Origin of the sequence: Saccharothrix saharensis, from assembly GCF_006716745.1 — a bacterium.
Classification (GTDB): Bacteria; Actinomycetota; Actinomycetes; order Mycobacteriales; family Pseudonocardiaceae; genus Actinosynnema; species Actinosynnema saharense.
Genome location: NZ_VFPP01000001.1, coordinates 914875 through 926506 on the forward strand (window position 1 = coordinate 914875; position 11632 = coordinate 926506).

The 11632-nt window shown below is 74.2% G+C and carries 8 protein-coding genes and 1 pseudogene; 6 read left to right on the plus strand and 3 right to left on the minus strand.

Annotated features, from left to right (window positions below):
* Nucleotide 1 precedes the first annotated feature (1 nt).
* Nucleotides 2-1681, minus strand: coding sequence for an NAD(P)/FAD-dependent oxidoreductase (locus tag FHX81_RS03420; RefSeq protein WP_141975161.1), 1680 nt, complete (start codon nt 1679-1681; stop codon nt 2-4).
* A gap of 54 nt (nt 1682-1735) precedes the next feature.
* Here FHX81_RS03420 and FHX81_RS03425 point away from each other — a divergent pair, with 54 nt between their 5' ends.
* From FHX81_RS03425 to FHX81_RS42945, 5 genes and pseudogenes are all read left to right on the plus strand, one after another.
* On the plus strand, nt 1736-4690 hold the full coding sequence (locus FHX81_RS03425) for an ATP-binding protein (protein WP_246107607.1): 2955 nt from the start codon (nt 1736-1738) through the stop codon (nt 4688-4690).
* A 59-nt stretch (nt 4691-4749) separates the two neighbouring features.
* Entirely contained in the window at nt 4750-6219 is a 1470-nt protein-coding gene (locus tag FHX81_RS03430; RefSeq protein WP_141975162.1) for a bifunctional 3-(3-hydroxy-phenyl)propionate/3-hydroxycinnamic acid hydroxylase, read from the plus strand.
* Nucleotides 6220-6323: 104 nt separating this feature from the next.
* Nucleotides 6324-6560, plus strand: coding sequence for a hypothetical protein (locus FHX81_RS03435; protein ID WP_211363362.1), 237 nt, complete (start codon nt 6324-6326; stop codon nt 6558-6560).
* A pseudogene (locus FHX81_RS42940) lies at nt 6553-7017 on the plus strand (FAD-binding protein); the annotation flags it as partial. The gene FHX81_RS03435 and the pseudogene FHX81_RS42940, both read left to right, overlap by 8 nt.
* A 91-nt stretch (nt 7018-7108) precedes the next feature.
* On the plus strand, nt 7109-7210 hold the full coding sequence (locus FHX81_RS42945) for a BBE domain-containing protein (RefSeq protein ID WP_141983706.1): 102 nt from the start codon (nt 7109-7111) through the stop codon (nt 7208-7210).
* Nucleotides 7211-7214: 4 nt separating this feature from the next.
* Here FHX81_RS42945 and FHX81_RS03450 read toward each other — a convergent pair whose 3' ends face one another.
* Entirely contained in the window at nt 7215-7628 is a 414-nt protein-coding gene (locus FHX81_RS03450) for a hypothetical protein (protein ID WP_141975163.1), read from the minus strand.
* 189 nt (nt 7629-7817) lie between these two features.
* Between FHX81_RS03450 and FHX81_RS03455 the strand changes: the two genes are divergently transcribed.
* A complete protein-coding gene (locus tag FHX81_RS03455; protein ID WP_141975164.1) occupies nt 7818-10883 on the plus strand; it encodes a discoidin domain-containing protein in 3066 nt (1021 codons plus the stop codon).
* 192 nt (nt 10884-11075) lie between these two features.
* Here FHX81_RS03455 and FHX81_RS03460 read toward each other — a convergent pair whose 3' ends face one another.
* Complete coding sequence (locus FHX81_RS03460) at nt 11076-11549, minus strand: hypothetical protein (RefSeq protein WP_141975165.1); 474 nt, start codon at nt 11547-11549, stop codon at nt 11076-11078.
* Nucleotides 11550-11632: the final 83 nt, after the last annotated feature.

The window sequence follows — 11632 nt, forward strand, 5'->3', positions numbered from 1 at the left end:
GTCAGGACCTCTCCAGGTAGCGGTGGACCAGCGACACGGCCATCGCGCCGTCGCCGACCGCCGAGGCGACCCGCTTCACCGAGTCCGCGCGCACGTCACCGGCCGCGAACACGCCCGGAAGGCTGGTTTCCAGGTGGTAGGGCGGCCGGTCGAGGTCCCAGCCGTCGGGCATCGCGCCGTCGGCGACCAGGTCCGGCCCGGCCAGCACGAAGCCGCGTTCGTCCTGGTCCAGCGTGCCCGCCAGCCAGTCGGTGTGGGGTGCGGCGCCGATGAACGCGAACAGCCACGACGTGCGCACGGTCGTGGTCTCGCCGGTCTTGTTGTGCCGCAGCGTCACGGTCTCCAGGTGCTGCTCCCCCGTGCCGTCGACGACCTCGGTGCACGTGCGCACCTCGATGTTGTCCACCCGGGCGAGCTGTTCGACCAGGTAGTGCGACATGGACGTGGCCAGCGAGTCGCCGCGCACGACCAGCACGACGCGGCGGGCGTGCGCGGCGAAGTACAGCGCCGCCTGTCCCGCCGAGTTCGCCCCGCCGACCAGGTAGACGTCCTCGCCGGCGCAGGCGGGCCCCTCGGTGGTGGCCGCGCCGTAGAACACGCCCCGGCCGGTCAGCTCGGCGAGGCCGGGCGCGTCCAGCATCCGGTAGGACACGCCGGTGGCGAGGATGACGGTGTGCGCGGCCAGTTCGGTGCCGTCGTCCAGCCGCACCACCCGGGCCGCGCCGCGCGCCTCCAGGCCGACCACGTCGCACGCGGTCAGCACCTCGACGTCGAACTTCAGCGCCTGCCGGCGGGCCCGGTCGGTCAGCTGCTCGCCGGACACGCCGTCGGGGAAGCCGAGGTAGTTCTCGATCCGGCTGCTGGTGCCCGCCTGGCCGCCGGTGGCGCGCCGCTCGACGAGCACCGTGCGCAGCCCCTCCGAGCCGCCGTAGACCGCCGCGCCCAGCCCGGCCGGACCGCCGCCGACCACGATCAGGTCGTAGAAGTCGGTGGACGGCCGCGTGGACAGGCCGACGCGGGCGGCCAGCTCGGCGTCGGACGGCTGGACCAGTGTCTCGCCGTCGGCGGTGACCACCACCGGCAGCCGCGCGCCGTCCTCGCCGCACGCGGTGAGCAGCCGGCCCGCCTCGGCGTCGCCGTCGTCCAGCGCGTGCCAGCGGAACGGGACGGAGTTGCGGGCCAGGAAGTCGCGGACCTCGTAGGACCGCGACGACCAGCGGTGCCCGACGACCCGGACCTGCCGGACGGGCCCGCGGTCGGCCGCCGACCAGGCGCGCAGCAGGTCGTCCAGCACCGGGTACAGCTTCTCCTCCGGCGGGTCCCACGGCTTGAGCAGGTAGTGGTCGAGGTCGACGACGTTGATCGCGCGGATCGCCGCGTCGGTGTCGGCGTACGCGGTGAGCAGCACCCGCCGTGCGGCGGGGAACAGGTCCATCGCGGCTTCCAGGAACTCGATGCCGCTCATGCCGGGCATGCGGTAGTCGGCCAGCAGCACCGCCACCTCCTCGCCGCGCAGCTTGATCTCGCGCACCGCGTCGAGCGCCTGCGGGCCCGACTCGGCGCGCACGATGCGGTACTTCTCGCCGTACTTGCGGCGCAGGTCGCGTGCCACGGACCGGGACACGCCCGGGTCGTCGTCCACGGTGAGGATCGAGGGCCTGGCGACCTGGGGTGTCGTCATGTCCACATTGTCGTTCGCGTCGGGACGGCGGGCGCACCCGGTTACCCTCTGCTGGTGCTCGGCACCGTGCGGTTCGGCGTCCTGGGGCCGTTGCGGGTGGAACGCGACGGTGAGCCGGTGGCACTGGGCGGTCCCCGGCAGCGGGACCTGGTGACGCTGCTGGTGCTGCGCGCGAACCGGTTCGTCAGCACCGAGTGGCTGGTCGACGCGTTGTGGGACGGCCGGCCGCCGTCCGGTGCGCAGGTCACCCTGCGCTCGTACGTCGCGGTGCTGCGCCGTGCCCTGGAACCGGAGCGGGGTCGGCGTGCGCCGGCCGAGCTGGTGCGCGGTCACACCGGTGGCTACGAGTTGAGCGTGCCGCCGGACGCCGTGGACGCCGTCCGCTTCACGACCCTGGCCGGTCACGGCGCACGGGCGCTCGCCGAGGGCGGGTGGGAGGCGGCCGAGCGCCACTACGCCGACGCGCTGGCCCTGTGGCGCGGTGAGGTGGCCGCCGCCGACCTGAGCGCCGTGCGCCCGGACGCGGCACGGCTCGCGGAGGCCAGGACGGCGGCCGGCGAAGGCCGCTTCACCGCCGCGGTGGCGGCCGGTCGGCACCTGGCCGTGCTGCCGGAGCTGCGCCAGTTCGTGGCCGCCCACCCCGACCGGGAGAACGCCCGCGCGCAGCTCATGCTGGCGCTGTACCGGGCGGGTCGGCAGACCGAGGCGCTGGCGGTGTACGACGAGGGCCGCCGGGTGCTGGCCGACGAGCACGGCGTGGAGCCGGGCGGAGTGCTGCGCGACCTGCACCGGCGGGTCCTGACGCACTCGGTGCCGACGATCGCCGCCGCCGCGCCCGAGCGGCCGCCGGAGGTGGGGACCGGCCTGGTCGGCCGCGAGGAGGAGATCGACCTCCTGGGTGGCCTGCTCGGGGCGGCGGGCCGGACCGGCGGCCGGTTCGTCGCGATCGTCGGCGAAGCGGGCATCGGCAAGACCAGCCTGGCCGGCGCCGTCGCCCGGCGGGCCACCGCCGCCGGTGTACCGGTCGTGTGGGGACGCTGCCCGGACCTCGGCCACGCCCCGCCGTTCTGGCTGTGGACCCAGGTGGTGCGCGCCCTCGCGCCGCAGGCGGACGACCCGGCGCTGGCGGGCTTCCGCGACGGCCGCACGACCGGCACCGACATCGACCCCGGCGCCCGCTTCCGCACCTACGACGCCGTCTCGGCGCTGGTGCACGCCGCCGCCCGTCCCCGCGGCCTCGTCCTCGTGCTGGACGACCTGCACGCCGCCGACGCGGACTCGCTGCTCCTGCTGCGCTACCTGGCCACCACCGTCCACGCCTCCCGCGCCCTGGTGATCGCCACCCTGCGCCCGTACGAGCACGACCCGGCCCTGGTGGCCACGCTCGCCGACCTGGCCCGCAGCCCCGGCCACCGGCAGCTGAGACCGGCGGGCCTGGACGCCGACGCGGTCGCCGCGCTGGTCCGCGAGCACACCGGCGCGCCCGCACCCGCCGAGCTGGTGCTCGACCTGCTCACCCGCACCGGCGGCAACCCGTTCTTCCTCACCGAGCTGCTGACCTCCCCCGAAGGAACCGGCGCGCCGCCCCCGAGCGTGCGCGACACCGTCCGCCGCCGGCTGCACGCCCTCGACGAGGGCACCCGCGACTGGCTGGACGTGCTGAGCGTCGCGGGCCGGGACCTGGACGTGGACCTGCTCGAAGCCGTGACGTCCGCCGAAGTCCGGCTCACCGGCCCGGTCACCCACCTGGTCACCGAGCCCGCCGCCGGCGTGGTGCGGTTGCGGCACCCGCTGTTCGCCGAGGCCGCCTACGCCGACCTGTCCCCCACCCGTCGCGCGGACCTGCACGCCCGGCTCGCGGACACCGGCGGGGGCACCCTCACGCCGGCGGAACTGGCCCACCACTACGGACAGGCGCGCGGGCGGGAGGACGACCACCTGCGCTGGACCCTCGAAGCCGCCGACGACGCCACCCGCCGCCTCGCCTACGAGGACGCCCTGGCGCATCTGGACCGGGCCGCCGCCCTGCTCACCGAGCCCGAACGGGCGCTGGCCGTGCAACTGCACCGCACGTCGTTGCTCCAGATCACCGTGGGCATCGGCAGCGACGCGGTCGACTCCGCCGCGGCACGCGCCCGCGACCTGCTGGCGCTGGTGGAGCCCGGCACGGACGTGCGCCCCGCCCTGTGGGTGCTCGGTGAACTGGCCTGCAACCGCGCCGAGTTCGCCATCGCCGAAGACCTGGCGGGACGCCTCGCCGCGGCCGACGGCGTGATCGGCGCGGCGGGCCACTACCTGCTCGGCGTGGTCGGCTACTTCACCGGCCGCCTGGCCGAGGCCGAGGACCACCTGACCGCCGCGATCGACCGGTTGGACCCGCACGACCTCGTCGGGCAGGTCGGTCGCCTGCCCACGCTCGCGACCCACGACTTCCGCGCCCTGGTGCGTTCCCTGCGCGGTGACGCGGACGCGGCACGCGCCGACCTCGCCGCCGCGCGCGCCCGGGCCGAACGCGCCGACGACCCGTACGGGCGGGCCAACGCCGCGTTGTTCACCGCGTGGACCGCGCTTCAGGAGCACGACGTCGCCGCCGCCCGGGCAGCCGCCCGCCGGTGCCGCGAGATCGGCGCGCGCCGGCACATGCCGCACTTCGTCACGACCGCCGACTTCGTCGCCGAGTGGGCCGCCGCGCGCGGCGGGGACGACAGCCGCCTCACCGCGCTGCGGGCGGCCCGCGAAGGCGTCCACCGGCTCGGCCTGCGCTCGACCCGCACCATCACCCTCGCCGCGATGGCGGACGCGCATCTGGTCGCCGGGGACCGGACCACCGCGGCGGCGTTGGCCGACGAAGGTCTCGCGCTCGCGGACGAGGTCGGCGAACGGGTCGTCGCCGCCGAGCTGCACCGCGTGCGCGGCCTCGCCGTCGAGGACCCGGCCGACCTGGACACCGGTGCGCGGCTGGCCGAGGCGCAGGGCGCGCACCTGGTGAGGGCGCGCTTCCCACGCTGATCCCACAGAACTCCAACAGCGCTCCGCTGGCATGTCACCCGACACCAGGAGGAGGACGCATGGAGTTCGACGTCGTCGTAGTCGGGTGCGGGCCGGTCGGCGCGCTCACCGCCAACCTGCTCGGGGCCAGGGGCGTGCGAACCCTGGTGGTCGAACGCGACACCGCGCCGCACCGGCAGCCGCGCGCGTTCTCGTGCGACGACGAGGCGTTGCGGATCTACCAGCAAGCGGGTCTGCTCGACGAGGTCGCCGGGGACATGCACGCGCCGCGGCGGGCCGAGTACGTCAACGCCAAGGGCCGCGCGTTCGCCACCATCGCCCTGGACGAGGTCGACTTCGGCCTGGGCAGCGGTCCCCTGCACTTCTTCGACCAGCCACGCCTCGAAGCGGCCCTGCGCGCCGGGCTCGACCGGTTCCCGCACGTGGCGCTGCGCACCGGCGTCGAGCTGGTGCGGCTGAGCCAGGACGACGAGGCCGCCACCGCCGTCCTGCGCGACCTCGACACCGGCGAGGAAACCCCGGTGCGCGCGAGGTACGTGCTGGGGTGCGACGGTGCCCGCAGCACCACCCGGGTCGCGGCCGGCATCACGCTCACCGGCACGTCCTACGCCGAACCGTGGTTGGCGGTCTCCGGCGACGTCGCGCCCGGTGCGGTGCGCGTGCCGCACACGACGTTCGTGTGCGACTGGCGGCGGCCCGCGTTCGTCTCCCCCGGCGCGTTCGACACCTACCGGCTGGAGTTCATGCTGCGCCCGGGCGAGGAGCCGGCCGCCATGACCGACCCCGCGACGGTCGCCCGGCTCGTCGCGCCCTACGTCGACCCGGACCGCTTCACCGTCACGCGTGCCGTGGTCTACACGTTCCACCACCTCGTCGCCGAGCGGTGGCGCGACCGGCGGGTGTTCCTGCTCGGTGACGCCGCCCACCAGATGCCGCCGTTCCTGGGGCAGGGCCTGTGCAGCGGGTTGCGCGACGCGGCGAACCTGACCTGGAAGCTCGCCCAGGCGCTGGGTCCGGGCGAGCACGACGCCCTGCTGGACAGCTACGAGGCCGAACGCCGCCCGCACACCGAGGCGATGGCCCGCACCAGCGTGCGGCTCGGCCGGGTTTTCCTCGTGCGCAACAGGTTCGCCGCGTTCGCGCGGGACGTGGTGCTGCGTGCCGTGCAGACGGTGCCGCGAGTGCGCCGCCTGGTGCGGCACTTCGAGTTCAAGCCGCTGCCCGCGCTGCCGGACGGGCGGGTGATGTTCCCCCAGCCGGAGGTGGTCGTCGGCGGCGTGCGGCGGCTGCTCGACGACGTGCTCGGGCCCGACTTCGCCGTGATCGGGCCGGACGTGGACACCGTGACCGCGCGGGACTGGTCCGGTCCTCGCGCGCGGTTCCTCCGGGTGGTGGCCGACGGGGCTCCCCGCACCGGGGACGACCTGGTGGACGTCACGGGCACGCTCACCGACTGGTTCGCCCGCCACCGCACCGGCGCCGTCGTGCTGCGCCCGGACCGCTTCGTGCACACCGACCGGGTGCGGTGAGCGCGCCGCTGCGCCGGAGCCCTGCGACGCTGCGGCAACGCCGGTGCCCGCGGCGACGACCTCCTGGTACATCGAGGGGCCCTGCCCCGCGAAGAGGTGGTCGGATGGCGGTGTTGGTGCTGGCCGAGTTCGCGGTGTACGAGTCGCTGCGCGCGCTCGCCGAGGACCGGACCGTCGTGCTCATCACGCACCGGCTGGCCGGCGTCCGGCACGCCGACCGCATCCTGCTGCTGCACGACGGTGAGCTCGCCGAGGAGGGCACGCACGCCGAGCTGCTTGCCCTGGGCGGCCGGTACGCCGACCTGTACGAGCTGCAAAGCCGGATGTACGCCGATGCCTGAGCTGGTCGGGCCGGACGACCCCCGGTACGCGTGGTCGCGCAGTCGGTTCGTCGGCCGACCGCACGAGGTGCTGCCACGCGAGGTCGCCCGCTGCTCCTCGGCCGCCGACGTGGTCGCCGCGCTCGCGCCGGCCCGTGACCGCGGGTGGCCGTTCGCGGTCCGGGGCGGCGGGCACAGCAACGCGGGCCACTCCAGCACGACCGGCCTCCTGCTCGACCTCACGCCCTCGGACGGGATCGACGTCACCGGCGATCTCGTCGTGGTCGGCGGTGGTGTCCGGATCGGACGGTTGTCCGAGGCGTTGGCGAAGGCGGGTCGGCTGGTCCCGGTCGGGTCGTGCCCGTCGGTCGGCGTGGTCGGCGCGGCGCTGGGCGGCGGGTTCGGCTGCCACGGCCGGCTGCACGGGCTCACGTGCGACGCTCTGGTGTCGGCCGAGGTCGTGCTGGCGTCCGGCCGGGTCGTGACGGCGTCGGAGACCGAGGAGCCCGACCTGTTCTGGGCGTTGCGCGGCGCGGGCGGCGGCAACTTCGGCGTGGTGACCCGGCTGGCTGACCGCGTACTACGGGGCGAACGCGGACCGCCTGCGCGCGGTGAAGGCGCGTTACGACCCCGACGGCGCCTTCGTGTTCGCCCAGTCGATCCCCGGCTGAGCGGTCAGTCGTCCGCGAGGTCGACGTCGGCGAGGTCGTCCACCCCGACCACGTCCTCGTCGTGGAACACGACCACCACTCCCAGCTCGGTGAAGCCGGGCACGCGGACCTCGGCGAACCGGACCAGCCAGTCCCGGCCGGGGTGGAAGGTGAACTCCGGCTCGGCCACCGCGCCCGGTCCGTAGCCGGGGTGCTCGCGCAGGTGGTCGGCCGCGGCCTCGTGCGCGACGGCCAGCAGCCGCGCGCGGTCGTGCAGGACCGAGCCGATGAACGCCAGGTCGAGGTCGGCGGTGGTGGCCGGGTGCTCCACCAGCACGCTCACCGCCGTGTCCGCGACGGTCGCGTTCCAGCACGCCACCCCGTCGGGGACGTGGTCCACCGGCGTCAGCTCGCCGAAACCGGGAATCGTGATCGTCACCCGGCGATCCTATGCGCCGCTCCCGGACGCGACCGGAACGGGGCCGCCGGGGTCGCGAGAACCGGTCCGCCGTTGTCTTGACGGCGGCACGGCGGTGAAGTTCGCTGTGGGAGAGCGCTCTCCAAGAGTTCGTCGACGATCCGCGGCCGGCGGCACACCGGCCGCGGGTCACCCCTGCCTGGAGTCGCCATGCCCGAAGCGCCACCCCGGCACCGCCGCCGGGTCCTGCCCCTGCTCGCCGTCCTCGCCGCCCTGGTCGCCGGGCAGCTCGTCGCCTCGGTGGAGGCGAGAGCGGCCGGAGTCCTGCTGTCGCAGGGCAAACCGACCACCGCGTCGTCCACCGAGAACGCCGGCACCCCCGCGTCCGCCGCCACCGACGGCAACGCGGGCACCCGGTGGTCCAGCGCGTTCGCCGATCCGCAGTGGATCAGCGTCGACCTGGGCGCCACGGCCGTGCTCGACCGCGTCGTGCTGACCTGGGAGGCGGCCCACGCGACCGCGTTCCAGCTCCAGACCTCGGCCGACGGCGTCACGTGGACCACGGTCCACACCGCGACCAACGCCACCGGCGGCACGCAGAGCATCCCGGTCGCCGGCGCCGGGCGGCACGTGCGGCTGTTCGGCACCGCCCGGGCCACCGGCTACGGGTACTCGCTGTGGGAGTTCCAGGTCTACGGCACCACCGGTACCGCCACCCCCGGCACGCCGATCTCGGCGTTCAAGCAGGTCGCGGCGTCCACCTGGGAGGGCGGCAACGCGCCCGCCGCGGCCCTCGACGGCCGCACGACCACCCGCTGGTCCAGCCAGTTCGCCGACGACCAGTGGCTGCGGGTCGACTTCGGCGGCGTCGCCGCGATCAACCAGGTCGTGCTGCACTGGGAGGGCGCGTACGCGCGCGGGTACCGGCTCGAGGTGTCCGACGACGCGGTGAACTGGACGTCGATCCACTCGACCACCACCGGCGCGGGCGGCACGGAACGGCTCAACGTCGCCGGCACGGGCCGTTACCTGCGGCTGTTCGCCACCGCGCGGGCTACCGGGTACGGGGTGTCGCTGTGGGAGTTCCAGGTGTTCGGCACGGTCGACACCTCGGCGGCCACCCCGCCGCTGCTCTCGCCGCCGACGAAGGCACCGGCGGTGACGGGCCGGTTCGCGCTGTCCGCGCCCGCCGACAACGCGATGATCACCTCCACCCGGCGGCCGGTGTTCTCGTGGGCGGCCGTGCCGGGTGCGGTGCGCTACCAGGTCTGGCTCAACGTCAGCCGCACGGACTACGACTTCACCGCGTCGGGCAACCTGATCGACCTCTACACCAAGGTCGCCGAGCCCACCGGCACGACGTACACGCCGTCGTGGGACGTCGCCGACCGGTGGACGTACAAGTGGTTCGTGGTGGCGGTGGACGGCTCGGGCGGCACCAGCGCGTCGGCCATCCGCACGTTCAGCCTGTACCTGCCGACGGTGACGACCGTGGCCGACGGCGTGCGGGTGGTGAACGGCAGCCGCGACCTGAACAAGAACGGGACGGTCGAGCCGTACGAGGACTGGCGGCAGCCCGTCGAGACGAGGGTGAACGACCTGCTCGGTCGGATGACGATCGAGGAGAAGGCGTACCAGATGTTCTACAACGCCCAGGCGTTCCCGCGGTCGGGGTGGCACTTCGGGCCGGCGGAGGCGCAGGACCTGCACACCGCGTTGCTCGGGTCGAGCGGGACGCGGCTGGGCATCCCGTTCGTGTCGGCCGGTGACACGATCGCCGGGTACAAGACCACGTACCCGTTGCAGAGCGCGTTGGCGGCGGCGCGGAACTACCCGTTGGACTACAAGCTCGGCGACATGCAGCGGCGCGAGCAGTTGGAGGTGGGCACGCGCGGTGTGCTGGGGCCGTTGGCCGAGGTGGGCACGAAGGTGCTGTACCCGCGCATCCAGGAGGGCAACGGCGAGAGCACCGAGGTCGCCCAGGCGCAGGTGCGGGCGCTGGTGGCCGGGTTGCAGGGCGGGCCGGAGCTGAACCCGGCGTCCGTGCTGGCGACCGTGAAGCACTGGCCGGGTGAGGGCGCGGGCGGTGAGGCGCTGATCGTGTTCGACAACGTGACGATCAAGTACCACGTGGCGCCGTTCCGGGCGGCGATGGAGGCCGGCGCGGTGAACATCATGCCGGGGTACGCGGGCAGCTCGCTGCTCGACCCGGGCGGTCCGGGCGCGGGTGACAGCGCCAAGATCCTCGCGTACCTGCGGCAGAACCTCGGGTACACCGGGTTGATCACGACCGACTGGTTGCCGTCGGGCTCGTGGGTGGGCGCGGCGAACGCCGGTTCGGACGTGATGGGTGGCGCGGACCCCGGTGCGCCGGGGTTCACCATCGGCCAGTTCACCGCGGCGGTGCCGGCGGCGCGGATCGACGACGCGGTGCGGCGGGTGCTGCGGCTGAAGTTCAAGCTCGGGATCTTCGAGAACCCGTACGGTGACCCGGTGAACGGGCCGTACCGGTTCCACAAGCCGGAGTACGCGGCGTTGGCGAACCAGGCGTCGCGCGAGGCGATGACGTTGTTGAAGAACACCGGCGGCGTGCTGCCGGTGCGGCTCAACCGCGGTGACAACATCGTGGTGGCCGGTCCGCGGGCCGACGACACGGCCGCGTGCTGCATCTGGACCAGCTACTTCCACCAGGAGTACGGGTCGCAGACGATGTTGCAGGCGATCCGCGCGCGTGCCGCGCAGGCCGGGGTGACCGTGCACAAGGACACCGGGCCGTCACCGAAGCTGGCGATCGTCGCCGTGGGCGAGACGTCGTACACCCACGCGACGAGCTGGCCGAAGGAGCAGCCCTACCTGCCGCCGGACCAGTTGGCCCTGATCCGGGACTTCCACCGGCAGGGCATCCCGGTCGTGGTCGCGCTGGTGCTGCCCCGGCCGTACGTGATCACGGAGTGGCACGACCTGGCCAGTGCGATCGTCGTGACGTACCGCGGTGGTGAGGAGATGGGTCCGGCGCTGGCGTCGCTGCTGTTCGGCGACTACAGCCCGACGGGCAGGCTGCCGTGGCAACTGCCGCGCTCGTTGTCCGACGTGCTGCGTCCCGGTGGCACCGACGTCCCGGCCGACGCCACCGAGCACTGGGACCTGCCCTACGACCTGGGCGCGACCGCGGCCGAACGCGCCGACATCCGCGCCAGGATCGACTCGGGCGCCCCCGTGCCGTCCACCTACGGCAACCCCCTCTACCCCTTCGCCTCCGGCCTCCCCACCTTCTGACCCGCGAGTCGAACCTCCGGGACCCGCGTGTCGAACCTCCGGGACCCCCGAATTCAACGTTCAGGTACCGCGGGTGATCGCGGAGTCGTACGCGAACGGCGAACTCGGGGGTCCCGAGCGTTCGACACGCGGGACGCGAGCGTTCGACTCACGCGGCCTGGAGGTTCGACACGCGGGACCTGAGCGTTCGACTCACGCGGTCAGGGTGGTGATCCGGTGGCGGAGGGCGGATTCCAGGTCGCGGAGTTCGCGGGCCGGGGGGCCGAGGCCGGTCATGGACAGGCGGCGGGATTCCAGGCGGTCGGTGCGGTAGCGGGGGAAGGCCAGTTTCAGGGCGCAGTCCAGCACGCCGAGGTGGTAGCGGAGGAGTTCGACGATCCGCTGCGGCGGTGGGGGGCGGTCGGTCTGCCACGCCAGGTCGGCCGCCCAGCCGGACAGCCTGCTGTACTGGCTCGCCACGGCACGGCCGGCGCGTGCGACGTCCCAGGGCGTCTCGCCGGGTTGCGCGCAGTGGGAGATGACGGCCTCGGCCCGGTCCTGCAGCGCCACGGCCTGGACGACGACTTCCAGCAGCGCCGTCAGCCGCACGAGTTCCGCCGTGGCCGGGTCGAGCAGCACGCTCGTCGGTTCGGCACGGCTGTGTGCCCGGCGCCGGAGGATGCGCACCACCGCACGGTACCGCGCACCCGGCCCGTTGCGCCGACCGTAACGATCAAGACGGCCGGCCGGGGGTGGCGGTGGGCGCTGCG

Bases quoted from the DNA above. Each gene is read 5' to 3' on its own strand.
- FHX81_RS03420 (WP_141975161.1), bottom strand. From the start codon at position 1,681: ATGACGACACCCCAGGTCGCCAGGCCCTCGATCCTCACCGTGGACGAC.
- FHX81_RS03435 (WP_211363362.1), top strand. From the start codon at position 6,324: ATGGCGGTGTTGGTGCTGGCCGAGTTCGCGGTGTACGAGTCGCTGCGC.
- FHX81_RS03455 (WP_141975164.1), top strand. From the start codon at position 7,818: ATGCCCGAAGCGCCACCCCGGCACCGCCGCCGGGTCCTGCCCCTGCTC.
- FHX81_RS03430 (WP_141975162.1), top strand. From the start codon at position 4,750: ATGGAGTTCGACGTCGTCGTAGTCGGGTGCGGGCCGGTCGGCGCGCTC.